This window comes from Streptomyces nigra (assembly GCF_003074055.1).
Taxonomy (GTDB): domain Bacteria; phylum Actinomycetota; class Actinomycetes; order Streptomycetales; family Streptomycetaceae; genus Streptomyces; species Streptomyces nigra.
This window is the reverse complement of sequence record NZ_CP029043.1, coordinates 5419978-5446071: the sequence shown is the minus strand read 5'-3', so window position 1 is coordinate 5446071 and position 26094 is coordinate 5419978. Positions and strand designations below refer to the sequence as shown.

The following is a 26094-nucleotide window of genomic DNA, read 5'->3' as shown; positions in this document are numbered from 1 at the left end:
GTCCCGGCGTGATGCCGGGAGCGGGGCCGCGTCCTCGCGCTCGGAAGGGAGCGTCAGACGTCCAGGGACGTCATGACGTGCTTGATACGCGTGTAGTCGTCGAAGCCGTACGCCGAGAGGTCCTTGCCGTAGCCGGACTTCTTGAAGCCGCCGTGCGGCATCTCCGCGACCAGCGGGATGTGGGTGTTGATCCACACGCAGCCGAAGTCGAGGGCCTTGGACATCCGCATCGCGCGCCCGTGGTCCTTGGTCCACACCGAGGAGGCGAGCGCGTACTCGACGCCGTTCGCCCACTCGATCGCCTGGGCCTCGTCGGTGAACGACTGGACGGTGATGACCGGCCCGAAGACCTCCTTCTGGATGATCTCGTCGTCCTGCTTCAGCCCGGACACGACGGTCGGGGCGTAGAAGTACCCCTTGTCGCCGACCTGGTGGCCGCCCGCCTCGACCTTGGCGTGGGCGGGGCGCCGGTCGATGAACCCGGCGACCTGCTTGAGCTGGTTCGGGTTGTTGAGCGGGCCGAACAGCACGTCCTCGTCGTCCGGCTGACCGGTCTTGGTGTCGGCGGCGGCCTTGGCGAGCGCCCGCACGAACTCGTCGTGGATGGACTCCTGGACGAGCACACGGGTGGCGGCCGTACAGTCCTGCCCGGCGTTGAAGAAGCCCGCGACCGAGATGTCCTCGACGGCCTTGGCGATGTCGGTGTCCTGGAAGACGACGACGGGGGCCTTTCCGCCCAGCTCCAGGTGGACCCGCTTGAGGTCCTTGGCCGCGGACTCGGCGACCGACATGCCGGCGCGCACGGAACCGGTGATGGAGGCCATCGCGGGGGTCGGGTGCTCGACCATCATGCGGCCGGTGTCACGGTCGCCGGTGATGACGTTGAAGACGCCCTTCGGCAGGATCGCGCCGATGATCTCGGCGATCAGGACGGTCGACGCGGGGGTCGTGTCCGACGGCTTCAGGACGACCGTGTTGCCCGCGGCGAGGGCCGGGGCGAACTTCCACACGGCCATCATCATCGGGTAGTTCCACGGCGCGACCTGCGCGCAGACGCCGATCGGCTCACGGCGCACGATCGAGGTCAGGCCCTCCATGTACTCGCCCGCGGAGCGGCCCTCCAGCATCCGCGCCGCGCCGGCGAAGAAGCGGATCTGGTCGACCATCGGCGGGATCTCCTCGGACCGCGTCAGGCCGATCGGCTTGCCGGTGTTCTCCACCTCGGCGGCGATCAGGTCCTCGGCGCGCTCCTCGAAGGCGTCCGCGATCTTCAGCAGGGCCTTCTGGCGCTCGGCGGGGGTGGCGTCGCGCCAGGCCGGGAAGGCCCGGGCCGCCGCCTCCATGGCGGCGTCGACGTCCGCCTGTCCGGACAGCGGCGCGGTCGCGTACGCCTCGCCCGTCGCGGGGTTGACCACCTCGGTGGTCCGTCCGTCGGCGGCGTCCCGGAACTCACCGTCGATGTAGTTGCGCAGACGACGCAGCTCGGTGCTCACTGCCGGCCTCCTGTCAGGGTCTTCACTGGTTTTGGGCTGTCCATTCTCTGAGACACCCACCCTAATCGCCCGACCCGCGTTTTCAACACCCCCACCGGCTCCGGATCTGCGAAATCCGCAGGCATAGGGGATGTGAACAACGAATTTCATCGCTTCGGCCTTGCGGAACTGTCGAGACGTCGTGCAGAGTGACCCCGTGGCCAGTCGAAGCGCAGAGCACAGGGACTCCCGCGAGTCCAGAAACGGCGGCGGTGCCCAGCTGGACGCCGTCTCCCTCGCCATCATCGAACAGCTCCAGGAGGACGGCCGCCGGCCGTACGCCGCGATCGGCAAGGCCGTCGGCCTGTCCGAGGCGGCCGTGCGCCAGCGCGTCCAGAAGCTGCTCGACCAGGGCGTCATGCAGATCGTCGCCGTCACGGACCCGCTGACCGTGGGCTTCCGCAGGCAGGCGATGGTCGGCGTGAACGTCGAGGGCGACGTGGAGTCCGTGGCCGACGCGCTGACCGCCATGGCCGAGTGCGAGTACGTGGTGATGACCGCCGGCTCCTTCGACCTGATGGTGGAGATCGTCTGCGAGGACGACGACCACCTCCTGGAGGTCATCAACCGGCGCATCCGGGCCGTCCCGGGCGTGCGTTCGACGGAGAGCTTCGTCTACCTCAAGCTCAAGAAGCAGACCTACATGTGGGGAACCCGATAACCGTGAGGACCCGATAACCGTGAGCACCAACAGCCCTCAGGACCTCGGCAGGACCGCGTACGACCACTTGTGGATGCACTTCACGCGCATGTCCTCGTACGAGAAGGCCCCCGTCCCGACGATCGTCCGCGGTGAGGGGACCCACATCTTCGACGACCAGGGCAAGCGGTACCTGGACGGACTCGCCGGTCTCTTCGTCGTACAGGCCGGACACGGCCGCACCGAGCTCGCCGAGACCGCCAGCAAGCAGGCCCAGGAGCTGGCGTTCTTCCCGATCTGGTCGTACGCCCACCCCAAGGCCGTGGAGCTGGCCGAGCGCCTGGCCCACCACGCCCCGGGCGACCTGAACAAGGTCTTCTTCACCACCGGCGGCGGCGAGGCCGTCGAGACCGCCTGGAAGCTCGCCAAGCAGTACTTCAAGCTCGTCGGCAAGCCCACCAAGCACAAGGTCATCTCCCGCGCGGTCGCCTACCACGGCACCCCGCAGGGCGCCCTGTCCATCACCGGCCTGCCCGCCCTGAAGGCGCCCTTCGAGCCGCTGGTCCCCGGCGCGCACAAGGTGCCGAACACCAACATCTACCGCGCCCCGCTCTTCGGCGACGACCCCGAGGCCTTCGGCCGCTGGGCCGCCGACCAGATCGAGCAGCAGATCCTCTTCGAGGGCCCGGACACGGTCGCCGCGGTCTTCCTGGAGCCCGTGCAGAACGCGGGCGGCTGCTTCCCGCCCCCGCCCGGCTACTTCCAGCGGGTCCGCGAGATCTGCGACCAGTACGACGTGCTGCTCGTCTCCGACGAGGTCATCTGCGCCTTCGGCCGCCTCGGCACCATGTTCGCCTGCGACAAGTTCGACTACGTCCCGGACATGATCACCTGCGCCAAGGGCATGACCTCGGGCTACTCCCCGATCGGCGCCTGCATCATCTCCGACCGCCTGGCCGAGCCGTTCTACAAGGGCGACAACACCTTCCTGCACGGCTACACCTTCGGCGGCCACCCCGTGTCGGCGGCGGTGGGCCTCGCCAACCTCGACCTGTTCGAGCGCGAGAACCTCAACCAGCACGTCCTGGACAACGAGGGCGCCTTCCGCTCCACCCTGGAGAAGCTCCACGACCTGCCGATCGTCGGCGACGTCCGCGGCAACGGCTTCTTCTACGGCATCGAGCTGGTCAAGGACAAGGCGACCAAGGAGTCCTTCACCGACGAGGAGACCGAGCGCGTCCTGTACGGCTTCCTGTCGAAGAAGCTCTTCGAGAACGGCCTGTACTGCCGCGCCGACGACAGGGGCGACCCGGTGATCCAGCTGGCCCCGCCGCTGATCTCCGACCAGGGCACCTTCGACGAGATCGAGCAGATCCTGCGCGTCACCCTCGAGGAGGCGTGGACGAAGCTCTGACCCACCGGCCCGTCGGCGGGGGTGCGCCCGTAGGAGTGAGAAGGGTGCACCCCCGCCGCGTGCTGTCCGGCGTTCGACGCCCCGGTCCTTAGCGTGCCTGGTAACCGATCGGCCCTGTCTTCGTTCCCCCGGACGGGGGAACGGCACGGGAACTACGGATCTGAACCGAGGTGTACGCCATGGTGGCTCCGCCGGACAACGACGTGCTCTGGGCACGCGCCCTGCACTATTCGTACAACGACGGCTCGCCCGCGCTCAGCGGTGTCTCGCTCGGGGTCCGGGAGAGCGAGATCCTCGCCGTGGTCGGCCCGCGCGGCAGCGGCAAGACGGCCCTCCTGCGCTGTCTGTCGGGACTGGTCCCGGCGCGCTCCGGCGAGGTCTGGTTCAACAGCGTGCCGGTGCACACCATGGGCGCCCAGGCCCGCGACCGGCTCCGCCGCGACCGCTTCGCCTGGATCGACCCGGCCCCCTCGCTGGTCCCCGAGCTGAACGTCTGGGAGAACACCGCCCTGCCCCTGATGCTGCGCGGCACCGGCCGGCGCCGCGCCAAGCAGGCCGCGCTGGAGTGGCTGGAGCGCCTGGACATCGGCGACGCCGCCCGCAAGCGCCCGCACCAGCTCGTCCAGGCCGAACGCCAGCGCGTCAGCATCGCCCGCGCCCTGGCCCCCGCGCCCCAGGTCCTGTTCGCCGACGAGCCGACGGCGCCGCTGCGCCGCGCCGACCGCACCCAGGTGCTGCGCACCCTGACGGCGGCGGCCCGCTCGCACGGCATCACCGTGGTCATGACCGGCCACGACACCGAGTGCTCGGCGTTCGCCGACCGCACCATCGCCCTGCTCGACGGACGGCGCGTGAACACCGTGCACCTGCCTCCCGTCCCCGAGACGGAAGGCCGGGCGGCGTGCTCGCTCTCCGCCTGACCCGCGGCGCCCGGCCCGCCGTCCAGCTGCGCCGGCTGCTGGTCACGGCGGCGTCGGCGGGCACCGGGTTCCTGCTGCTGTGCGCGCTGGGCTACGCCCTCGCCCACCCCGGCTCCCCCGCCGACGCGACCGCCCGGCTCGTCTGGTGCCTGCCCCCGGTCGCCGCGACGGTGCATCTCGCGGTGGCCGTCGCCCGCACGGACCCCGGCACCCGGCCGCGTCCCGGCCTCGCCGCGGTGGGCCTGGGCCCGGCGCGCCTGATGCTGGTCTCGGCCACCACCACGGCCCTGTCCTGTGTGCTCGGCTCGATGCTGGCGCTGCTGGTCTTCCTGCATCTGCGGGGCGACCTCACCGGTATGCCGTTCGACGGGGCGGCCACGGAGGCGCTCGCGGCGGGCACCCCGCTGCCGGTGCCGGGCTCCCTGACCCTGCTGGCCCTGGTGCCGGTGCTCGCGTCGGCCGCGGTGGCGTTCGTCCTGCGGCCCACGGTGCTCGGCCCGGCGCCCGACGGCGGCGGCAGACGGTCGTACGGCCGCTTCGGGGCGACCGGGCGGGTGGCGGCCCGGGAGACCTTCGGGTCCTACGGCCGGTTCGGCACCCGGACGGGCGGGGCCGAGCGGGGCGCCGGGCGGGAGGAACCTGAGCCGGCGGAAGGCACGGTGGCGGTGGAGACACCCGCCGTCGAGACCCCCGCCGTCGAGAGCGTGCCGGAGCTTCCGGCGCCGCACCCCGCGCCCAAGGGGCTGCCCTGGGGTGTCGCCGTACTCGCGGCCGGCCTGGCCGTCGAGACGTACGCCGCCGGCGCGACGGACGACGGCGGGCCCGCGCTGCCCGCGGCGCTGCCCGCGGGACCCACCGGGGTGCTGGTCGGCTGGCTGCTCACCGCGGTGGGCCTCGCGCTGCTCGCCCCCGGCCTCACCCACCTGTGCGGCCTGCTGCTGCAGGCCGTGCGCCCCGGGGCGCTGCGGCTGCTCGCGGGCCGGGGCCTGATGGAGGAGGCCACCCGGATCGGGCGCCCCCTCGGCGTCGTCTGCGCGGTGGCCTCGGCGGCGGTCGCCATGACGCCCCTGCCGGACTCGGACTCCTTCGGTCCGCTCACCGCGCTGGGCGCCGCCGTCGTCACCGGCTGCGCCGTCGCCACGCTCTGCACGGCCGCCGTCGAGGCCCGGCAGGACCGCTCCGGCACCACGGCGGCCCTGCTCCGCCTCGGTGCCCCGGCGGGGACTCTGCGCGGCGCGGCGGCCCTGCGGGCGGGCGCCCTGCTCGCCGTCTTCGGCCCGCTGACCCTCGTCGTGGCCGAACTGGCCGCGCTCCCCCTGTCCCACTGATCCCGCCCCCGGAAAAATCTCCGGGCGCCGATGAGTTTCGCGAGGCCCCCCGGTCTACCTCACCGAACAGCGACGAACCGAATGGGAGAGACCGCGATGACCGCCCCCGCGTACCAGCAGATGATCTTCGTCAACCTGCCCGTGAACGACCTGGACGCCTCGAAGAAGTTCTTCACGGAGCTGGGCTACTCGCTCAACCCGCAGTTCAGCGACGACAACGCGGCCTCGGTCGTGATCAGCGACACCATCGTCGCGATGTTGCTCACCAAGCCGTTCTACGCGACCTTCACCAAGAAGGAGATCGCGGACGCCACCACGACCAGCGAGGTGCTGATCTGTCTGAGCGCGGAGAGCCGCGCCAAGGTCGACGAGCTGGTCGAGAAGGCCGTGGCGGCCGGCGGCACCGCGTCGGACCAGGTCCAGGACATGGGCTTCATGTACGGCCGCGCCTTCGACGACCTCGACGGGCACACCTGGGAGGTCGTGTGGATGGACCCGGCGGCCGTCGAGGGCTGAGGGACAGCCAGGAGCGACGACTTAGCATGGGCGGGTGCAGACGATGCCCGCCCATGCGGCCCACCACGACGACCATGAGATAGAGACGCTCGAGGAGTTCGACGCGGTCGTCTCGGCGCGCGGCTCCCTCGCCGGATTCCGCGTCCAGGCCGTCGATCTGACGGACCGTACGCGCGAGCTGCTCACCACCGGCGCGGCGAGCGCGGTCTTCCTCGGCTGCCCGATGCGCGAGGACGCGGCCGCCAAGGTGCGGGCCGAGGGCGCCCTGGTCTTCCCGCCGCTGCCCGACCTCCCCTTCGACCCGTACCGGGGCCATGTCTACACCCCGGAGGAGCTGTTCGCGTCCCTGGCGGACGGCTACGAGGCCACGCCGGACGCCCGCGCCTACGCCTGGCTCCAGCGCACCAAGGCCGACCGGGACGTGTACGCCTCGACGCTGCGCGCGCTGCACGACGACGCGGTCTCCGACGCCCTGGACGAACTCCTGTCCGGCGCACGGGTGGTGGGCGTGATGGGCGGTCACGCGATGCGCCGCGGCACCACGGAGTACGAGGGCGCGGCCCGGCTCGGCCGGGAGCTGGCGCGCACCGGTCTGACCGTCGCCACCGGCGGCGGTCCCGGCGCCATGGAGGCGGCCAACCTCGGCGCGTATCTCGCCCCGTACGGCGACGAGGAACTGGGCGACGCCCTTCGGCTGCTGGCCAAGGCACCGGGCTTCACGCCCTCCGTGACCGACTGGGCGGCGGCCGCCTTCGAGGTGCGGGAGCGCCTGCCCGGGGGCGGCCGTTCGGTCGGCATCCCGACCTGGTTCTACGGCCATGAGCCGCCGAACCCCTTCGCCTCCCACATCGCGAAGTACTTCTCCAACGCCACCCGCGAGGACGGCCTGTTGGCGCGCTGCACGGCGGGGGTCGTCTTCCTGCCCGGGGCCGCCGGCACCGTCCAGGAGGTCTTCGACAACGCGACGCCCAACTACTACGAGTCGCGCGGCGAGCCCACACCCATGGTGCTCGTGAACCGGGCGCACTGGACCGAGAGGCTGCCCGTGTGGCCCCTGCTCCAGTCACTGGCGCGCGAGCGGTCGATGGAGGCGCGGATCGCGCTCGTCGACCGGATCGAGGAGGCGCCGGAGGCGTTGAAACGTCTCCTCGGTTAATAAGACGGCAAAGCCAACGCCCGTCGGCCGCATATGCGTTGACAGTGCTTATGCGACGCTTATAAATCTGTGAGTCTCACGGGGACGGTGATGTCCCGTCGCCGCCCCCTTCCAACCCCCCTCAGTGGTGCAACTCCCGTAAGGACAAACGTGTCCATAAACCGCCGTACTGTCGCACGTTCCGTGCGGGCCCTGGGCGTGGCGTCCGCCTCGGCCGCCCTGGCCCTCTCCGTCGCGGGCAACGCGCTCGCGTGCGACATCAGTGAATTCTCCGCCGAAGCCAAGTGCGACGGCGACAAGGGCGTCATCACGGTCACGGACAAGGACCCCAGCGGTATCCCCGCGACGGTCACCGTGTTCCTGCAGAACAACGGCGCCGACCTCGAGAAGGTCGGCGAGCAGGTGGTCAAGGGCTCGCGCGAGGGTGTCACCATCACCTTCGCCGAGGACTGGAAGCCGAACGCCGAGTACCGCGTGCACGTCAAGGCCGCGGGCTACGTCGACGAGGACATCGAGCCGAACCTCACGACGCCGTCCACCGCCTGCAAGAAGGACGAGGAGAACCCCCCGGCTCCGTCGGACACGCCGACGCCGTCGGACTCCGCCTCGACCCCGGCCGAGGAGACCGAGAGCCCGGCTCCTTCCGAGAGCGCGTCGACCACCGCCCCGGCGGAGAACGTCCCGTCCCCGGCGGCCGGCGACTCCAACCTGGCCGAGACCGGTGCGAACTCCAACACCGGTCTGATCGCGGGCATCGCGGTCGCCCTGGTCGCCGTCGGCGGAGGAGCGGTCTTCTTCGGCCTGCGTCGCCGTGGGGCCAAGAGCGAGGGCTGATCCCGCCCTTCCGTCACACCGTTGTGGCCCGTCCCCTTCCCGGGGGCGGGCCACTGCCGTGTCCGGAGCCCGCACCAGGCCTTCGCGCTCAGCCCTCAGCCCTCAGCCGAACGTCGCCCGCTCCAGCCAGAACTCCAGCAGCTCCCGCTCACCCAGGACCTCCAACTCCGGCGCGTCCAGCGGCAGTCGGCGGTAGAACGCCAGCAGGACGTCGGTGAGGCTGCCGCGCAGCGCGACCGTCGCCTTCTCGTGCCCGCGCCGCCATACGATCGCGTCCCCGCCGAGGTCGACGAACCACTCGGCGTCCACCCCGGGCGTGGGGTCGGTGGCGTGCAGATGGATGCTCGCGCCGGGCCGGCGCAGTTCGCGCGCCGGGTCGTCGGGGATGGTCCGCTGCGCCCACTGCACGATCTCCAGCCACTCGTCGATCGCGTCGGCCGCGATCTCGGGGGCCACCTCGTACGGCAGTCCGGCGGCGAGCGTCGCGTCGGCGCGGTGGATGGTGAGCTCGTGCGTCATCCGGCGGGCCCAGAACCCGGCGGTGGGGACCCCGGCCCACGACCACACGGCCGTGTCCGGGCCGGCCTCCCGCAGCGTGCCGACGAGCAGGTCGCCGGTCTCCGCCAGCCAGGCGTCGAGCGCGGCGGGGTCGCCCTGCGCGTCGGGGCCCTGGGCGCCCGGCACGGTCTCCTCCGGGATCTCCTTCTCGGCGCGTGTCCGCACCATCAGCTCCACCCAGCGCAGGGCCTCTCCCGTGTGCCGGACGAGCTGCTCCAGCGACCAGTCGGGGCAGGTCGGCACGATGGCCGACAGGTCGGCCCCGGAGGTCACCACGGCCCTCAGCAGGCCGACCTGGTGATCTATCTCGTCGCAGTAGCGATCATGTGCGAGCGTCGTCATGCCCGCACCCTAAGCGCCGGGCGATCAGCCGAGCACCACGATTTCCGCCGGGTCGAACTCCACGCCGACCACGTCCCCGACCTCGGGCGCCTCCCGCAGCGCGCAGGCGGCCTCCAGGCGCGGCGCCTCCTCGGGCCGTAGCTGCAGGGCGACATGGGCGCCGCGGAACGTCCGCGCGGCCACCGTGCAGCGCAGTCCCTCGTCGGGCGCGACGAGCCGTACCCCGGCGGGCCGTACGAGCAGGGGCCGGGTGCCCTGCGGGGCGTTCTCGCCGACCGGGAGCTTGCCCCAGGGGGTGTCGGCGGCCTCCCCGGCGACAGTGCCCTCGACCACGTTGTCGAAGCCGAGGAAGCGGGCCACGAACGCGTCGGCCGGTTGCTGCCACACCTCCAGCGGCGTCCCCGTCTGGGCGATCCTGCCGTCCCGCATCACCACGACCCGGTCGGCCAGCGCGAACGCCTCGCCCTGGTCGTGGGTGACGGCGAGCACGGTCGTGCCCAACCGCCCGAAGAGCTCCCGCAGTTCGACGACCAGGCGCTCCCGCAGCGAGCGGTCGAGCTGCCCCAGCGGTTCGTCCAGCATCAGCAGTCGCGGCCGGGGCGCGAGAGCACGGGCGAGCGCCACCCGCTGCTGCTCGCCGCCGGACAGCGAGGCGACGGCCCGCGCGGCGGCCCCCGGCAGCCCGACGAGGTCCAGCAACTCGGCGACCCGCTCGGCCTGTTCACGGCGGGACGCGCCGCGCATCCGGGCGCCGAAGGCGACGTTGCCGCCGACGTCCCGCTGCGGGAACAGCTGGTGGTCCTGGAACATCAGGCCGACGCCGCGCCGGTGCGCGGGCACCCCGGCCTGGTCGCGCCCGTCGAGGGTGACCCGGCCGGCGTCCAGGGGCTGCAGCCCCGCCACGGCCCGCAGCAGCGTCGACTTGCCGCTGCCGCTGGGCCCCAGCACGCACACGATCTCGTGCTCGGCGACCTCCAGATCGACGGTGTCGAGCACCGCCCGCCCACCGAAGCGGACCGTCGCGCCCTCGAGGCTCAGCAGCATCTAGAACTCCCCCGTCCGGTCGGTGCGCAGCCGCTCCAGCACGAGGAGCGCCACCGCGCACACCACCATCAGCACCGTCGAAAGGGCCATCGCCTGGCCGTAGTTGAGGTCGCCGGCCCGCCCCAGCAGCCGGGCCACGGCGACCGGCAGCGTCGGGTTGTCGGGCCGTGCGATGAACACGGTCGCGCCGAACTCGCCCAGCGACACCGCGAACGCGAACCCGGCCGCGATCAGCAGCGCCCGGCGCACCATCGGCAGGTCGATCTCCCGCCACACGCGCCACGGCGAGGCACCGAGGACCGCGGCCGCCTCCCGCAGCCGGTCGTCGACGGCCCGCAGCACGGGCAGCATGGTCCGTACGACGAACGGCACCCCGACCAGCGCCTGCGCGAGCGGCACCAGGATCCAGCTGCTCCGCAGGTCGAGCGGCGGCTCGTCCAGGGAGATCAGGAACCCGAATCCGACGGTCACCGCGGACACCCCGAGCGGCAGCATCAGCAGCGCGTCGAAGCCCCGCACGAACCGGCCCGCGTCCCGCCGGGTCAGCGCGGCCGCCGCGAGTCCGCCGACCAGCACGGCGATGAGGGTGGCGACGACGGCGTACTGCAGCGAGTTGCCGATCGCCTCGATCGGGGCGACGAGGAAGACCCCGCCGTCGGCCTCGGTGAGCGCCCGGTAGTAGCCGAGGTCCGGCGCGTCGAGCGACCGCTGCACCAGCACGGCCAGCGGCAGCAGCAGAAGGACGACGATGACGGCCAGGACGCCGGCCAGCAGCGCCCACTGCCCGGCCCCGCGCGGCCGCCGCGCCGTCAGGCCCGCGTCGACCAGCCGCAGGGTGCTCTCCCGCCGCCGTACGGTCCAGGCGTGCACGGCGAGAATCGCGCCGACCGCCAGGAACTGCACGATCGTCAGGACGGCGGCGGTGGCCAGGTCGAAGATCTCCGAGGTCTGCCGGTAGATCTCCACCTCCAGGGTGGAGAACGCCGGTCCGCCGAGGATCTGCACGACGCCGAACGACGTGAAGGTGAACAGGAAGACCATGAGCGCGGCGGCGGCCACGGCGGGCCCGAGCGCCGGCAGGGTGACGGTCCGCCAGGCGGTCCACCGGGACGCCCCCAGCATCCGCGCGGCCTCCTCCTGCCGGGGGTCCAGCTGCGCCCACAGCCCGCCCACCGTCCGTACGACGACGGCGTAGTTGAAGAAGACGTGCGCGAGCAGGATCGCCCACACGGTGGTGTCGAGCCGTACGCCCCACAGCTCGTCCAGCAGTCCACCGCGACCGACGAGCGCGAGGAACGCGGTGCCGACGACGACGGTCGGCAGCACGAACGGCACGGTCACGACAGCCCGCAGGACCTGTTTGCCGGGGAAGTCGAAGCGGGCGAAGACATAGGCGCCGGGCAGCGCGATCAGCAGGGTGAGCGCGGTGGAAGCGAGGGCCTGCCAGGTGGTGAACCACAGCACGTGCCGGATGTCGGACTGCCCGAGCACGTCCCACAGCCGCCCGAACCGCCACTCCCCGTCGACGTTCAGGCCGCGCGCCACGATCGCGGCCACCGGGTAGGCGAAGAACACCGCGAAGAACGCGACGGGCACGGCGACAAGACCGAGCCGCGCCGCCGCGCTCCGCGTACGGCGTCCCACTACCTCAGGACGAGCGAGGTCCACGACTTGACCCAGTCGTCACGATGGTCGGCGATCTTCGCCGGGTCCATGGTCTGGGGGTTCTCGGCCGCCGGCCCGAACTCCGTGAACTCCTTGGGCACCTGCGCGCCCTCGACCACGGGGTACACAAACATGTTCAGCGGCATGTCGCCCTGGAACGTCTTGGTCAGCATGAAGTCGATCAGCGCCTTGCCGCCCTCGGCGTTCTTGGCGTTGCTCAGCAGACCGGCGTACTCGAACTGCCGGAAGCAGGTGCCGTCCGCGACGCCGGTCGGCGCGGTGGTCGGCCTCGGGTCGGCGTAGATGACCTCGGCGGGCGGCGAGGAGGCGTACGACACGACGAGCGGCCGGTCGCCCTTGGCCTTCTTGCCGCCGGCGGACCCGGAGAACTCCTCGTTGTAGGCCTGGTCCCAGCCGCTGACGACCTTGACGCCGTTGGCCTTCAGCTTCTTCCAGTAGTCCTGCCAGCCCTCGTCCCCGTACTTGGCGGCGGTCCCGAGCAGGAACCCGAGGCCGGGCGAGGAGGTGGAGGCGTTCTCGGTGACGAGGAGGTCCTTGTAGGCGGGCTTGATCAGGTCGTCGAACGAGGTCGGCGGGGCCAGCTTGTGCTTGCTGAAGTACGCCTTGTCGTAGTTGACGCAGATGTCGCCGGTGTCGACGGGGGTGACCCGGTGCTTGCCCTGGTCGACCCGGAACTCGGGCAGGATCATGTCCGAGCCCTTGGCCTCGTACGGCTGGAACAGGCCGTTGTCGAGGGCGCGGGACAGCAGGGTGTTGTCGACGCCGAAGAAGACGTCGCCCTGCGGGTTGTCCTTGGTCAGGATGGCCTTGTTGACGGCCTCCCCGGCGTCGCCGTCCTCCAGGACCCGGACCTTGTAACCGGACTGCTTCTCGAAGGCGGCGAGGACGTCCTTGGACACGGCCCACGAGCTGTGGCTGACCAGCGTGACGGTCTTGGAACCGCCGCCGCTGTCGTCCCCGCCGGACGACCCGCAGGCGGACAGCGTGACGAGCCCCAGCCCGACGGCCAGGACGGTGACCTTCTTGGTGATGCCCACTTGATTCCTCCTGGAGTGACCAGGAAGAGACGCGGCCCTGCCCGTGGCCCCGGGGGGCTCGGGCAGGGCGCAACAGCTCGAGTGATGACCGATCTCCCTACCCAGAATGACCTGGGCCAGGTTCGGAGGGTCTGCGGCCGGTGCCGCACTCTCAGCGCTGTGGCGCTCCCCTGTCGGAATATGCAGATGTGTTGACGCCGGTCAGACTACCGCTCGGTGGCGGCGAGCTGACCACACGCCCCGTCGATCTCCTGACCACGGGTGTCCCGGATCGTCACCGGTACACCGTGGGCGGCGATGGCTTCGACGAAGGCCTTCTCGTCCTCGGGCCGCGAGGCGGTCCACTTCGACCCCGGCGTCGGGTTCAGCGGAATCAGATTCACATGCACGGGCTTGCCCTTGAGCAGCCGCCCGAGCCGGTCACCGCGCCAGGCCTGGTCGTTGATGTCCCGGATGAGCGCGTACTCGATGGACAGCCGGCGCCCGGACCGGGCCGCGTACTCCCACCCGGCGTCCAGCACCTCCCGCACCTTCCACCGCGTGTTCACGGGGACGAGGGTGTCCCGCAACTCGTCGTCGGGCGCGTGCAGCGAGATCGCGAGCCGGCACTTGAACCCCTCATCGGCGAACCGATGAATGGCAGGCACCAGCCCGACCGTCGAAACGGTGATCCCACGCTGCGAAAGCCCAAGGCCATCGGGCTCAGGATCGGTGAGCCGCCGAATGGCCCCGACGACCCGCTTGTAGTTGGCGAGCGGCTCGCCCATCCCCATGAAGACGATGTTGGACAGCCGAGCGGGCCCACCGGGCACGTCGCCGTCCCGAAGTGCCCGCAGCCCATCGACAATCTGATGAACGATCTCAGCGGTCGACAGATTACGGTCCAGCCCGGCCTGCCCCGTAGCGCAGAAGGGACAGTTCATCCCACACCCGGCCTGCGAGCTGATGCACATGGTCACCCGGTCCGGGTACCGCATCAGCACCGACTCGACGAGCGTCCCGTCGAACAGCCGCCACAGCGTCTTGCGCGTGGTCCCCTGGTCGGTCGACAGATGCCGCACGACGGTCATCAGCTCGGGCAGCAACTCGTCCCGCAGCTTGGCACGCGACCCGGCGGGGATGTCGGTCCACTGCTCCGGATCGTGCGCGTACCGCGCGAAGTAGTGCTGCGACAGCTGCTTGGCACGAAACGGCTTCTCGCCGATAGCGGCGACGGCGTCCTTGCGCTCACCGGGCGTGAGATCGGCAAGATGCCGCGGCGGCTTCTTGGCTCCGCGCGGGGCGACGAATGTGAGTTCTCCGGGTGCAGGCATAACCCTTCCAGTGTGGCAGATCAACTCTGGATGCCCAGGCCGGAGCGGGGTGGGGGCGGTCACCCACGGGTGCCGTCTGTCATCGTCGGCCAACCTCGCACGGCCCGGGGACGGCCCAGCGGCGATCACTCGTCGGCCGCCTGCCACTCGTCGAGCCGGACCTTGACCTGGTGGTCATGTGCGGTGTGCCAGTGCACCGCCCCACTGACGAAGGCGCCCAGGGCCGGGAGGTCCATCCCCTGCGGCATGGCCGTGATCTCCGCCGGCGCTACGGCGTGCGGCACGCCGTCTACACGTGTGAAGACGCCGAAGGGCCGGCGACCGATGACCTCTCCGGTGACCCGGGCCTCCATGGGCAGGGCCGCGACGGTTGCCTCCCAGCTCTTCCGCACCAAGTCCGCGGCCGGCACCTGGCGACCCGTAGGCCCCTTGGGGCCGGTGCTCAGTAGATGCGGGCGAGCCTTGGGGGGCTGCCTGGAGGACCTACGCAGGCGCCATGCTGGGCTGCTGAGTGCCGCTGCCGTCCGCCGTCGATGCCGTCAGCAATGCCGTCGCTTCCTTGGCACTGCTGCCCTGCGCCCCCGCTTCAGGTCGAAACATCCGCTCATCTGTCGGACGTCCTCCGAGTTGCCGCCCGATCAAGTCCGTGTGGTGATACCCAGGGGAAGCAATCGGGGTGCCGCACGTTGGCCGGGCTGTAGACGCTGATGGAGGACAGTGATGGCGAGGCGACTGGCCCAGGCGGCTCCTGCCACGGGAGGGCGAGGCGGTGTACTGAAGATCGTCGCCGCGTTGGCCGTGGTGCTCGCGGCACAGGCCCTGCTCGCATTGTGTCTGGTCAGTGCCCAGCAGCTTCTGGTCCCCCGGAACATGCCGTTCGGTGTGACCGGCCCGCCCTCTCCCGTGGTCGCGGAGGTTGCATCGCGTGCCGGGCTCGAGCTGACGTCCTATCCGAGCGAGTCGGCAGTCACGGCCGCGGCAGATCGCGGCGAGCTGTACGGCGCTTACATCGCCGAGTCCTCGTCCGACACGCTGGTCGTGGTCCCGGCGAAGAGCTTCTTCGCCCAGACCGAGCTGGAGCCGGCGTTCCTCGCAGCGGCGCACAAGCTGGGCCGGCCCGTCACCGTGCGGGAGGTCGCGCCTCTGACGTCGAGTGACCCGGTCGGCGCAGTGACGTCGCTGCTGCTGCTCCCGCTGCTGATCGGCGGCTATCTGGCTGCCGTGCTGGTCTTCAAGGCAGCCCACGGCGTCGCCGCCGCACCGTGGCGGGCGGCCATCCTGATCGGCTATGCCCTGGTGGGCGCACTTCTGACCGACCTGATCGCCGGACTGGGGATCGGCGCGTACTCCAGCAGCCACTTCTGGCCGCTGCTGCCGTGCTTCTGGCTCATCACCTCGGCCGTGGCGCTGGCGGCCGCGGCACTACAGGCCCTGGTGGGCAAGCTGGGCACACTCCTCGTGGCGGTGCTGTTCATCGTCATCGGTGGTCCGCCGGCCGGAGGACTGGGCACCTATCTGCTGCCGGTCTACTGGCGCAACATCGGAGTGCTCCTCCCACCACAGAACGCGGTCACCCTGGTCAACCACGTGCTCTACTTCGACGGAAACGACATCGCCACCCCTCTGATCGTGCTGTTCCTGTATGCCGCCGCCGGAACAGCCGTCATCGCCTGGTTCGGCCGCATCCGGCGGGCCAGGCCGACCACCGGAGCAGGCGACCCACAGGCGCCGTCGCCGACACCAGGCACGGCGGGCACCACCGATCGCCGCCGGGCCATGATCGGGATGCTCGTCGCGCTGGGCGTCTGCGCTGTCATGCAAAGTCTGTTCGCCACCACGTACATGAGTGCCGGGCATGCCCCCAAGGCGTCGAACCTGCCCTTCGGCACGGTCGGATCCTCGCCCCTCCTGGCCGCGGCCGAGAAGAACATTTCTCTGAAGGTCACTCAGTATCCGGACGAAGCAGCGGCAAGGACCGCGATGGACGAGGCCCGTATCTACGGCGCACTGGTCTCCTCAGGCGGATCGAACGCCCTGATCGTGGTGCCCTCCATGAGCGACCTGGCGCCCCTCGATCTCGCGGTGCACTTCGAAGAGGCTGCCCGCAGCACCGGGCAGAAACTGAAGGTCCAGCAGTACACCCCCCTGCCGCTGGCGGCCAAGGACCCCTTCGGCCTGGTCCAGGCACTCATGCTCGTCCCCCTGCTCATCGGCGGATACATGAGTTCCACCCTGCTCATGGCCGCCACGGGCAAGGCGGCAGGCCGCTGGCGCGCCGCCCAGCTCGCCGGGTTCGCCGTCATCAGCGGCCTGGTCATCGACCTGATCGTCTGCTTCTGGCTGGAAGGCTTCCCCAGCAGCAAGTTCTGGATCACCTGGCCCATCTGCTCACTGATCGTCGCCGTGGTCGCCTTCGTCGCCGCGATCCTGCAGAAACTGCTCGGCCCCATCGGCACCCTCGTGACGGTCGTCCTGATGATCCTGCTCGGCAACCCCTCGTCGGGCGGCGCGAGCGGGGTGCCGTATCTGCCCGACTTCTGGCGCGACCTCGGGCCCTACCTGCCACCCCGCAACGGCTACATCCTCCTGCATCACACCATCTACTTCGACGGCCACGGAACCAGCCAGGCGTTGATCAATCTCCTCATCTACCTCGGCGTCGCCACGGCCGTCCTCATCGTGCTCGACCTGCGCCGCACCGAAGCGACGGTACCGACCGACGCCACCGAAGCCGCCGCCGTGTCCGTCCCGATCGGAGCCGTGCCGTAAGCACTCCGCTCCTTCAACCGTGTTGTCGGCGCCGGTCGTCGTTGAGTGCCCTCCGCCGGCCCCGAGACGGCCCGAGCCGGGTTCGTGACCGCCTCGATGCGAACTACGGGCGGGGCGGTTGCTGAAGTCTGTCGGGGCCGTCAGTCCGTCGTCCGGGGCTGGTCGCGGTCGGTCGTGGACGTGGTGGTTGCTGCACTTCGCTGCTGTACAGCACGGCCTCTCCCGCGCCGGACCCTGCCATGTGGATGCCAGAAGGGAGTGTGTCTGGTTCCTCAGAGATCCGCCGGGCTGTTCATCGAGCCGCCCGGGCAGCGGACGAGGCGACCGCGGCGCTGTGCGCCGAGGCGGACGAGAGCCGGGTGCGCATGGAGTCCCGCCTCGCCGCGGAGATCCCCTCGCCGCGCGGGGCGGCCGAGGAGACTGCACAGGAGTCGGCCCAGGGTCTTGGCTCGGAGTCGGATTCCGAGGAGGAGAGCGAGGCCGAGGACTCGGTCAACGCGTAGCGAACACAGGAACCCGGGGTTCCTCTGGACCCCGGGTTCTCGCGTTCCCGCTCAGCAGGATTCGTCTGCTTTCTTCCTGAACTCCTTCAGGGACATGACCTTGCCGCCGGTCAGGACCTCGCCGGGCCCGAGCTTATTGAGGTCCGCCGGGCGGAACGTGGTCTCTCCGCGGTAGTCGACGCTGTTGCGGTGCCCCGAGGTGAACCTCAGCGTGTACCTTCCCGCGGTCAGTCCGCCGGTCCCCTTCTGCCGAGCCCGCCAGTCCGCGGGCAGGGAGGACAGGTCGAGGTCCTGCTCCCCCTTCATGGGCTTCGGCGGCGCGCCCAGCCAGTAGTCCAGCCCGGGGGGCGCGGCCTTGCCGGACGGCTCCCCGCCCAGGCGGATGACCTTCACCGAGGTGACCGCCGACCCCGGGCACGGCCGCAGCCGGACCCGGACCTCGCCCCCCTGCGTCGAGTAGACGGCGATCAGGGGGTGGTCCGGCGGACCACACCCGGCGGCCATCAGCCCGGCCAGAGCAACCACGGCGCGTATCCGACGCCGGGGCGATGCCATCGTATGTGCCACCGGGCCCCCATCTGCTGAAGTGAGGTAGGACCCTACCTGCCTGTGAGGGGACTTGAGGTCCTGGGACACCTGACTGCATGGGCTCTGTAGGCCCGCCCGTAGATCCTCTGCGGACCTGCTGCTACCTCATCCACCACTCTCCCCACCTCCCATCCCGTACGCCGTGGAGCGGGCGTGGTTCCTGGCGTCCAGGTGGAGCGCGCCACCGTACGAACGGCCTGGACCTCAGGGGCCGCGTCTGCTCGGCTCTGCCTGGGTCGATGGTGTGCGGGATGGGAGCACCCCGCGCACGCCACTACGGACTCGCAGTCGGGAACGGCGCCCCCTCCACCCCGGTGCCGGCCGATCCCCCGCCGGAGGCATCGTCTTGACCGTAGGCCGCTCTATGCGGTGATCGACTCATACCTACCGGCCTGTCCACCTGTGGGCGCGCGTCGGCGGCGGCAGCGCCGAGCGGGCCGAAAGCAGGAGCGCGGGCGCAGCCAGAGCCGGGAAGCGCGCCCGGCGGAGCGGAGCGCAGCCTGGGCCCCTCGGCCTGCTGCGCGCCTGGGAACCGGAGGAGTAAGACCTCACCACAAGGAAGCCCCCGCTCTTCAGAAGCGGGGGCTTCCTCGTGGTCACGCGTCGCGTTCGGTCAGCTCGAGCCCACGAACAGCACCAGCAGCAGCCACACCACCGGGGCCGTCGGCAGGAGGGAGTCCAGGCGGTCCATGATGCCGCCGTGGCCCGGCAGCAGGCTGCCCATGTCCTTGATGCCCAGGTCGCGCTTGATCATCGACTCGCCGAGGTCGCCCAGCGTGGCGCTGGCCGCCACCGCGAGGCCCAGGAGCAGGCCCTGCCACCACTGGCCGTCGTCGATCAGGAACTGCATGCACAGCGCGCCCGCCACCATCGCGAAGCTCACCGCGCCCAGCAGGCCCTCACGGGTCTTGCCGGGGCTGATGCGCGGCGCCAGCTTGGTCCGGCCGAAGCGCCAGCCGATGGCGTACGCGCCGGTGTCGCTGACGACCGTCAGCAGCAGGAACGTCAGGACGCGCCACGCCCCGTCGTCCGCGGTCAGCATCATCGTGACGAACGTGGCGAGGAACGGCACGTAGAACGCGGCGAACACGCCCGCCGTGACGTCCCGCAGATAGTCCTCGGGCGGCTCCGTCATCCGCCAGACCAGGACGGCCAGCGCGGTCAGCGCCATAGCCACCCAGGCGCCCTCGGCACCCCGCACATACCCGGCGACCACCATCGCGGCGCCGCCGACGGCCAGCGGGACGAGCGGCGCCCGGATGCCCTTGCGCTCCTCCAGCCGCTTCGTGAGCTCCCACAGGCCCACGACCACGGCCACCGCGACCACACCGACGAACACGGCCTTGACGACGAACAGCGACGCCACGATCACCACACCGAGCCCGACGCCGACCCCTATGGCAGCGGTCAGGTCGCGTCCCGCGCTCTTCTTCTGCGGCGGGGGCGCCGGCTGCGAGGCGTCGGGCATGGGCTCCGGATTCTGCGGTGTGGCGGCCGGGAACGGCTGCGCCTGCGGCGTGTGGTGAGGCCGCGCCTGCGGCGGTTGTTCGCGGAACAAGGGGCCGCTCAGCCGAGCGGCCCCCCGGTCGTCATCCTGGTCTCCGCCGTACGCGGGTTCGTCGGGCACGATGGGCATGGGGCGAGTCTGCTGCGCCTGAGGCGCATCGTACGCGGGACCCGCCGGGTCGGCCCCTTGGACAGGTCCTCGATCGTCGGGCCCCCAGTACCCGGCCTGCCCGGCCCCGGTCGGCGCGCCCCAGGAAGAGTCGTTCATCAGACCTCGAGCAGCTCGGCTTCCTTGTGCTTCAGCAGCTCGTCCACCTGAGCGACGTACTTGTGGGTGGTGTCGTCGAGCTCCTTCTCCGCACGCCGGCCCTCGTCCTCACCGATCTCGCCGTCCTTGATCAGCTTGTCGATGGCGTCCTTGGCCTTGCGGCGGACGGAGCGGATGGACACCTTCGCGTCCTCGCCCTTGCCCTTGGCGACCTTGATGTACTCGCGGCGGCGCTCCTCGGTGAGCTCGGGGAACACCACACGGATGATGTTGCCGTCGTTGCTCGGGTTGACGCCCAGGTCGGAGTCGCGGATCGCCTGCTCGATGTTGCGCAGCGCGCTCTTGTCGAACGGGGTGACGACCGCCATGCGCGGCTCCGGCACGGAGAACGAGGCCAGCTGGTTGATCGGCGTCGGCGCACCGTAGTAGTCGGCCACGATCTTGTTGAACATCGCCGGGTGCGCACGGCCGGTGCGGATCGCGGCGAAGTCCTCCTTGGCGACCACGACGGCCTTCTCCATCTTCTCCTCGGCCTCGAGGAGGGTCTCTTCGATCACCACTTGCTCCTGCGTGTCTTGAGTGAAAGGCCCGGCTGCGGTTCCTGTGGGGGCGGCGGCCGGCTGCGTCGCGTCTTCTTCCTGCACGGTTCCCGACCGGCAGGACATTGTCCATCCCCCGGCCAGGGTCCGTCCCGTCCGTCCCCCGGACGGATCGGCGTCGGAGCGTCAGCCCCGACCTCCCTGCTCACCCACCAGCGTGCCGATCTTCTCACCCTTGACGGCACGGGCGATATTGCCCTCCGCCAGAAGCTCGAAGACGAGGATCGGGAGCTTGTTGTCGCGGCACAGAGTGATCGCCGTGGCGTCGGCGACCTTGAGGTCCCGGGTGATGACCTCGCCGTATCCGAGGGAGTCGAACTTGACGGCGTCCGGGTTGGTCTTCGGGTCGGAGTCGTAGACCCCGTCGACGCCGTTCTTGCCCATCAGCAGCGCCTCGGCGTCGATCTCCAGGGCGCGCTGCGCGGCGGTGGTGTCGGTGGAGAAGTACGGCATGCCCATACCGGCGCCGAAGATGACCACGCGGCCCTTCTCCAGGTGCCGCACGGCGCGCAGCGGGATGTACGGCTCGGCGACCTGACCCATGGTGATGGCGGTCTGGACCCGGCTGTCGATGCCCTCCTTCTCCAGGAAGTCCTGGAGGGCGAGGCAGTTCATCACGGTTCCGAGCATGCCCATGTAGTCGGAGCGCGCGCGGTCCATGCCGCGCTGCTGCAGTTCGGCACCACGGAAGAAGTTGCCGCCGCCGATGACGACGGCGATCTCCGCGCCGTCGCGTACGACGGCCGCGATCTCACGTGCGATCTTGTGCACCACGTCCGGGTCGACACCGAGTCCCCCGCCGCCGGAGAAGGCCTCTCCTGACAGCTTCAGCAGAAACCGGCCGTGTACTTTGCCGTCGTCGCTCTTCTGGGCCTTGGTGGTCATCGAGATCCCGCCTTTGTTACTGGGTGCACATGCGAAGAAGGCCATTGCCGGTGGGGTGTGTTTCGCATCCCATGCGCGGCAATGGCCTCCTCGTCAGATCTGCTGTCGTCCGTCAGCCGCGCGAGCGCGGTGGCGGCGTCCGCCATCGACTGCCTTCGACCCTATAGGGACGGGGCGTCGAGCGCGGTACGGACTCAGATGCCGACCTTGATGCGCGTGAAGCGCTTCAGGGTGACACCGGCCTCGTCCAGGATCTTCTGGACGGACTTCTTGTTGTCGAGCGCGTACGGCTGACCGAGCAGCGTGGCGTCCTTGAAGAAGCCGTTGAGGCGACCCTCGACGATCTTCGGCAGGGCGGCCTCGGGCTTGCCCTCGGCGCGGGTGGTCTCCTCGGCGACGCGACGCTCGGACTCGACGACGTCGGCCGGCACGTCCTCCTTGGAGAGGTACTTCGGCGCGAAGGCGGCGATGTGCTGGGCGACGCCCTTGGCGATCTCGGCGTTCGGCTTGTCGAGCTCGACGAGGACACCGATCTGCGGGGGCAGGTCGGGCATCGTGCGGTGCATGTACGCCGTGACGTAGCCGTCGCCGAACTGCGCGAAGCGGTCCAGGACGATCTTCTCGCCCAGGTTGGCGTTGGCCTCGTCCACGAACGCCTGGACGGTCTTGCCGGGCTCGATCTCGGAGGCGAGCAGGGCCTCGATGTCGGCCGGGGAGGTCTTGGCGACGTGCTCGGCGATGGCGTTGGCCACGGCCTGGAACTTCTCGCCCTTGGCGACGAAGTCCGTCTCGCACTTCAGCTCGACGAGGACACCGGAGGAGTTGTCGTCGGCGATGATCGAGACCACGGCGCCGTTCTCGGCGGAGCGGCCCTCGCGCTTGGCGACGCCCTTCTGGCCCTTGATGCGGAGCGCCTCGACGGCCTTCTCGACGTTGCCCTCGGCCTCGTCCAGCGCCTTCTTGCAGTCCATCATGCCGGCGCCGGTGAGCTCGCGGAGCTTCTTGACGTCAGCGCCGGTGTAGTTCGCCATGAGTCTGTGAATCTTTCTGGAAGTCTGGAAGATCGAAGAACGACGGGGTCTGCGGCTTCCATGGACTAGCCGGGGCCGCGGACCTTCCGTCGACCTACAGGTGAACGGCGGGAGCGGGTGTCACCGCGGCACGGAGGCCGTGGGATCCAGTACCGCTCCCGCCGTCAACGCTGACGGTGTCAGGCCTGCTCGCCCTCGGCGGCCGGAGCGTCGGCGGCCGGAGCCTCCGCAGCGGGGGCCTCGGCGGCCGGGGCCTCCGCAGCCGGGGTCTCGGCGGCGGCCGGAGCCTCGTCGGCCTTCTTCTCGCCCTCGAGCAGGTCGCGCTCCCACTCGGCCAGCGGCTCGCCGGCGGCCTTCTCGCCCTTGCCCTCGGTGGCGACACCGCTGCGGGCGATGAGGCCCTCGGCGACGGCGTCGGCGATCACGCGGGTGAGCAGGGTGACGGAGCGGATCGCGTCGTCGTTGCCCGGGATCTTGTAGTCGACCTCGTCGGGGTCGCAGTTGGTGTCGAGGATGGCGACGACCGGAATGTTGAGCTTCCGGGCCTCACCGACCGCGATGTGCTCCTTCTTGGTGTCCACGATCCAGACGGCGCTGGGCACCTTCTGCATTTCGCGGATACCGCCGAGGGTCTTCTCCAGCTTGGCCTTCTCGCGGGAGAGGACGAGCAGCTCCTTCTTGGTGAGGCCGGACGCGGCCACATCCTCGAAGTCGATCTGCTCGAGCTCCTTGAGGCGCTGCAGACGCTTGTAGACGGTCGAGAAGTTGGTGAGCATGCCGCCCAGCCAGCGCTGGTTCACGTAGGGCATGCCGACGCGGGTCGCCTGCTCGGCGATCGCCTCCTGCGCCTGCTTCTTCGTGCCGACGAACATGACCGTGCCGCCGTGGGCGACGGTCTCCTTGACGAACTCGTAGGCGCGGTCGATGTACGACAGCGACTGGAGCAGGTCGATGATGTAGATGCCGTTGCGCTCCGTGAAGATGAAGCGCTTCATCTTCGGGTTCCAACGACGGGTCTGGTGACCGAAGTGGACGCCGCTCTCCAGCAGCTCCCGCATCGTGACGACGGCCATGGCCGTGTTCTCCTTGGTTCTCGGTTGTGCCGCGGGGACCGGACGGCTCCCGCGCCTGACGCCCGCGTGCGCCGTGCCGCAAAGGACCGAGGGGCGCTGACACCGACCGTCTCCGGTGCGATGTCGGGGCGTGCGAAGTCGACCCGGTGACCCGGATCGCCAGAAGAAGTGTACGGGACCCGGGAGCCCCCGGGTGACGCCGCTGTCCACAGCACGGGACTTATCCACAGATCCCGGCCATGATCGGCGGGATTGCGGCACCGTTCGGACATGCGACAGAAGCGATACGAGACAGCGGCGAGGATCTCGGGGCGCGTGACCCTGCTGCTCCTGCTGACGGCCACCGCCCTCCTGGCACCGGTACCGGACCTGACGCCGACCGCCGTGGAGGTGCGTGCGGCGCCGGGCGCCGACCCGGACGCCGGCCCCGACGTTCCGAGACTCGGGCGGGCCTGGCCCGTGGGCTCACGCCCGCCGGTCCTGCGCGCCTGGGAACCCCCGGCGACGGCGTACGGCCGAGGCCACCGGGGCGTGGACCTGGCGGCGCCGGCCGGCACACCGGTCCGGGCCGTTGCGGCCGGACGGGTGTCCTTCGCGGGGCGGGTGGCCGGCAGGGGTGTGGTGTCGGTGGAGATCGCCGGGACGGGGGATCCACCCCTGCGGACGACGTACGAGCCCGTGCGGGCGTCCGTGGCGAAGGGCGACGAGGTGGGGGCGGGTGACGTCGTCGGAGTCGTGGAGGCGTCGGGGTCGCATTGCGTGGCGCCGTGCGTCCACTGGGGGCTGCGGCGGGGGGATGCCTATGTGAATCCCTTGTCGCTTCTGCCGCCCTGGCTTCTCAACGGGCCGACACGGTTGCTGCCGGTGTGGGGGGTGGGGGTGCCCGGGGGTAGGCGAGGGTCCCCGGGCGGGCGGCATTTCACTTGGGGGCGGGGTGGGAGGGGGGAGGGGGGAGGGAGGGGGCCCCAGAGGCGCCGCGAAAGCTCGTCGCTACGCCTCCTCCACCTCAGCCCGGAGCCCCTCAGCCCCGCACGCCTCGCAGCGCCATCGACACGGCCGCGTCCGTGATCGCCGCCGGTTCCTCCGCGGCGCCCAGTTCGATCCTGCGTGCGGCTGCGTCGACGACGCCCTGCAGCAGCATCGCGGCCAGCCGGGGTTCGGCGTGCCCCATGTCCCGGAGCGCCTCGACGATCATCGCGATGAGCCCGCCGTGCGCGGCGCGGATCTTCTCGCGGGCGCCGGCGTCCAGCTCGCTGGCGGAGATCGCCACGACGGCCCGGTGCCGCCGGTCCCCCACCAGGGCCAGCTGGCGGCGCACATACGCCTCGATCTTGCCCTCGGGGGTCGTCTCACGTTCCATCGCGGCCTCGACCTCGGCGGCCCAGACCGGGAAGTCGACCTCGCACAGCTCCTCGACCACGGCGGCCCGTGACCGGAAGTACTCGTACACGGAGGAGCGCGCGAGTCCCGTGCGCTCGGCGAGGGCCGGGAAGGTCAGCGCCTCCGTCCCGCCCTCGGACAACAGGGAACGAGCCGCGTCCAGCAGGGCGGCTCGCTGCATCGACCGGTGCTCGGCCACGGAGGCCGCTCGAATCCTTGGCACCCGTCCACTGTACGGAGGCCGCTCGCCGGACGGGAGTGTCTGCGCCGAACACCACTGTCGTCGGGCCAGGTCAACGACCGAAGCCGGCCAGCTTCGCCCGGAGCTGGAGTACGGACTTGGTGTGGATCTGGCTGACCCGGCTCTCGGTGACGCCGAGGACGTTGCCGATCTCGGCGAGGGTGAGGCCTTCGTAGTAGTACAGCGTGACGACGGTCTTCTCGCGTTCGGGCAGTGTGTTGATCGCCCGGGCGAGGAATCTCCGCAGTTCCCGGTCCTCGGCGACTTCGACGGGGTTGTCGGCGGTGGTGTCCTCCAGCGTGTCCATCACGCTGAGTCCGTCGCCGCCTTCGGCGCCGACGTGCAGCAGCTCCTCCAGGGCGACCACGTTGGCCAGCGACAACTGGCTGAACACCGCGTGGAGTTCCTCGACCGCGATGCCCATCTCGGCGGCGACCTCGGACTCGGTCGGTGTCCGGCGCAGCCGGGCCTCCAGGGTGGCGTAGGCCCGCTCGACGTTGCGTGCCTTCTGCCGGACGGAGCGTGGGATCCAGTCCAGCGCCCGGAGTTCGTCGATCATCGCGCCGCGGATCCGGGTGATCGCGTACGTCTCGAACTTGATCTCCCGGTCGATGTCGAACTTCTCGATCGCGTCGATCAGTCCGAACACCCCGGACGACACGAAGTCGGCCTGCTCGACGTTGGGCGGCAGGCCGACGCTCACCCGGCCCGCCACGTATTTGACGAGGGGCGAGTAGTGCAGGATCAGCTGTTCGCGCAGCCGCTCGTCCCCCGTCGCCTTGTACGACCGCCACAGCTCGTCGAGTGTCGAGGGAGCGGGCGGCCGCGCGCTGCCACCGTCACGGGCGGCTGGGGGGATCGCCGCCCGGTCGGACCCGGAGGTGTGCTGGGGCATTCGTTGCCTAGTGCCGTTCTGCCGTGAAGCGGGGTG

At 70.6% G+C, this 26094-nt stretch carries 24 protein-coding genes, 1 pseudogene and 1 riboswitch; of the genes and pseudogenes, 10 read left to right on the top strand and 15 right to left on the bottom strand.

All coding sequences use genetic code 11. The features are described from left to right. Positions 1-53 precede the first annotated feature (53 nt). On the bottom strand, positions 54-1493 hold the full coding sequence (locus tag DC008_RS25385; RefSeq protein ID WP_108708922.1) for a gamma-aminobutyraldehyde dehydrogenase: 1440 nt from the start codon (positions 1491-1493) through the stop codon (positions 54-56). Positions 1494-1674: 181 nt separating this feature from the next. On the opposite strand from DC008_RS25385, the gene DC008_RS25380 reads away from it, so the two are divergent. From DC008_RS25380 to DC008_RS25350, 7 genes are all read left to right on the top strand, one after another. Continuing rightward, positions 1675-2193 (top strand): Lrp/AsnC family transcriptional regulator, encoded by a 519-nt coding sequence (locus DC008_RS25380; RefSeq protein WP_108708921.1) that lies wholly within the window; start codon positions 1675-1677, stop codon positions 2191-2193. Positions 2194-2212: 19 nt separating this feature from the next. Continuing rightward, positions 2213-3586: an aspartate aminotransferase family protein gene (locus DC008_RS25375; protein WP_055623261.1), complete on the top strand. Its 1374-nt coding sequence runs from the start codon at positions 2213-2215 to the stop codon at positions 3584-3586. A 179-nt stretch (positions 3587-3765) separates the two neighbouring features. After that, positions 3766-4506: an ABC transporter ATP-binding protein gene (locus DC008_RS25370; protein WP_108710845.1), complete on the top strand. Its 741-nt coding sequence runs from the start codon at positions 3766-3768 to the stop codon at positions 4504-4506. Beyond that, entirely contained in the window at positions 4488-5834 is a 1347-nt protein-coding gene (locus tag DC008_RS25365; protein ID WP_108708920.1) for a hypothetical protein, read from the top strand. Before DC008_RS25370 ends, DC008_RS25365 begins: the two co-directional genes overlap by 19 nt. A gap of 96 nt (positions 5835-5930) precedes the next feature. Next, a complete protein-coding gene (locus tag DC008_RS25360; protein ID WP_108710844.1) occupies positions 5931-6350 on the top strand; it encodes a VOC family protein in 420 nt (139 codons plus the stop codon). Positions 6351-6384: 34 nt separating this feature from the next. Continuing rightward, on the top strand, positions 6385-7506 hold the full coding sequence (locus DC008_RS25355; RefSeq protein ID WP_108708919.1) for an LOG family protein: 1122 nt from the start codon (positions 6385-6387) through the stop codon (positions 7504-7506). Positions 7507-7689: 183 nt separating this feature from the next. Next, positions 7690-8340 (top strand): LAETG motif-containing sortase-dependent surface protein, encoded by a 651-nt coding sequence (locus DC008_RS25350; RefSeq protein WP_244221413.1) that lies wholly within the window; start codon positions 7690-7692, stop codon positions 8338-8340. A gap of 102 nt (positions 8341-8442) precedes the next feature. On the opposite strand, the gene DC008_RS25345 is transcribed toward DC008_RS25350, so the two are convergent. The 6 genes from DC008_RS25345 to DC008_RS35730 form a co-directional block, all read right to left on the bottom strand. After that, positions 8443-9240 carry a maleylpyruvate isomerase family mycothiol-dependent enzyme gene (locus tag DC008_RS25345; protein ID WP_108708917.1) on the bottom strand — a complete coding sequence of 266 codons (798 nt, stop codon included), beginning with the start codon at positions 9238-9240 and terminating at the stop codon, positions 8443-8445. 24 nt (positions 9241-9264) lie between these two features. After that, positions 9265-10284: an ABC transporter ATP-binding protein gene (locus tag DC008_RS25340; protein WP_108708916.1), complete on the bottom strand. Its 1020-nt coding sequence runs from the start codon at positions 10282-10284 to the stop codon at positions 9265-9267. Next, positions 10285-11952: an ABC transporter permease gene (locus tag DC008_RS25335; protein ID WP_164492370.1), complete on the bottom strand. Its 1668-nt coding sequence runs from the start codon at positions 11950-11952 to the stop codon at positions 10285-10287. Further along, the gene (locus DC008_RS25330; RefSeq protein ID WP_108708914.1) at positions 11928-13007 is read right to left on the bottom strand and encodes a thiamine ABC transporter substrate-binding protein; all 1080 of its coding nucleotides are present in this window, start codon (positions 13005-13007) and stop codon (positions 11928-11930) included. The genes DC008_RS25335 and DC008_RS25330 overlap by 25 nt, the downstream gene beginning before the upstream one ends. Before the next feature lie 76 nt (positions 13008-13083). After that, positions 13084-13189: riboswitch (TPP riboswitch) on the bottom strand. Positions 13190-13213: 24 nt separating this feature from the next. Next, complete coding sequence (gene rlmN / locus DC008_RS25325; protein ID WP_108708913.1) at positions 13214-14320, bottom strand: dual-specificity RNA methyltransferase RlmN; 1107 nt, start codon at positions 14318-14320, stop codon at positions 13214-13216. Between the two features lie 125 nt (positions 14321-14445). Continuing rightward, the gene (locus DC008_RS35730) at positions 14446-14730 is read right to left on the bottom strand and encodes a hypothetical protein (RefSeq protein WP_208645975.1); all 285 of its coding nucleotides are present in this window, start codon (positions 14728-14730) and stop codon (positions 14446-14448) included. 382 nt (positions 14731-15112) lie between these two features. On the opposite strand from DC008_RS35730, the gene DC008_RS25315 reads away from it, so the two are divergent. Further along, positions 15113-17089, top strand: a complete 1977-nt coding sequence (locus DC008_RS25315; protein ID WP_108708912.1) for a hypothetical protein — start codon at positions 15113-15115, stop codon at positions 17087-17089. Between the two features lie 260 nt (positions 17090-17349). After that, positions 17350-17592: a hypothetical protein gene (locus DC008_RS25310; RefSeq protein ID WP_208645974.1), complete on the top strand. Its 243-nt coding sequence runs from the start codon at positions 17350-17352 to the stop codon at positions 17590-17592. Between the two features lie 51 nt (positions 17593-17643). On the opposite strand, the gene DC008_RS25305 is transcribed toward DC008_RS25310, so the two are convergent. From DC008_RS25305 to rpsB, 6 genes are all read right to left on the bottom strand, one after another. Next, the gene (locus tag DC008_RS25305) at positions 17644-18117 is read right to left on the bottom strand and encodes a hypothetical protein (RefSeq protein ID WP_123954032.1); all 474 of its coding nucleotides are present in this window, start codon (positions 18115-18117) and stop codon (positions 17644-17646) included. Between the two features lie 676 nt (positions 18118-18793). Continuing rightward, the gene (locus DC008_RS25300; RefSeq protein WP_108708910.1) at positions 18794-19954 is read right to left on the bottom strand and encodes a phosphatidate cytidylyltransferase; all 1161 of its coding nucleotides are present in this window, start codon (positions 19952-19954) and stop codon (positions 18794-18796) included. Then, positions 19954-20511: a ribosome recycling factor gene (gene frr, locus DC008_RS25295; RefSeq protein WP_055623354.1), complete on the bottom strand. Its 558-nt coding sequence runs from the start codon at positions 20509-20511 to the stop codon at positions 19954-19956. Before frr ends, DC008_RS25300 begins: the two co-directional genes overlap by 1 nt. A gap of 168 nt (positions 20512-20679) precedes the next feature. Further along, on the bottom strand, positions 20680-21438 hold the full coding sequence (gene pyrH / locus DC008_RS25290) for a UMP kinase (protein WP_055623272.1): 759 nt from the start codon (positions 21436-21438) through the stop codon (positions 20680-20682). Positions 21439-21632: 194 nt separating this feature from the next. After that, a complete protein-coding gene (gene tsf, locus DC008_RS25285) occupies positions 21633-22469 on the bottom strand; it encodes a translation elongation factor Ts (protein WP_108708909.1) in 837 nt (278 codons plus the stop codon). Positions 22470-22648: 179 nt separating this feature from the next. Next, on the bottom strand, positions 22649-23542 hold the full coding sequence (rpsB, locus tag DC008_RS25280; RefSeq protein WP_055623274.1) for a 30S ribosomal protein S2: 894 nt from the start codon (positions 23540-23542) through the stop codon (positions 22649-22651). 270 nt (positions 23543-23812) lie between these two features. Here rpsB and DC008_RS25275 point away from each other — a divergent pair. Then, positions 23813-24427: pseudogene (locus DC008_RS25275) on the top strand (M23 family metallopeptidase); the annotation flags it as partial. 136 nt (positions 24428-24563) lie between these two features. Here DC008_RS25275 and DC008_RS25270 read toward each other — a convergent pair. Together DC008_RS25270 and whiG are read right to left on the bottom strand one after the other, a co-directional pair. Further along, positions 24564-25121 (bottom strand): TetR/AcrR family transcriptional regulator, encoded by a 558-nt coding sequence (locus tag DC008_RS25270; RefSeq protein ID WP_108708907.1) that lies wholly within the window; start codon positions 25119-25121, stop codon positions 24564-24566. Between the two features lie 94 nt (positions 25122-25215). Beyond that, on the bottom strand, positions 25216-26058 hold the full coding sequence (gene whiG / locus DC008_RS25265; protein WP_108708906.1) for an RNA polymerase sigma factor WhiG: 843 nt from the start codon (positions 26056-26058) through the stop codon (positions 25216-25218). Positions 26059-26094: the final 36 nt, after the last annotated feature.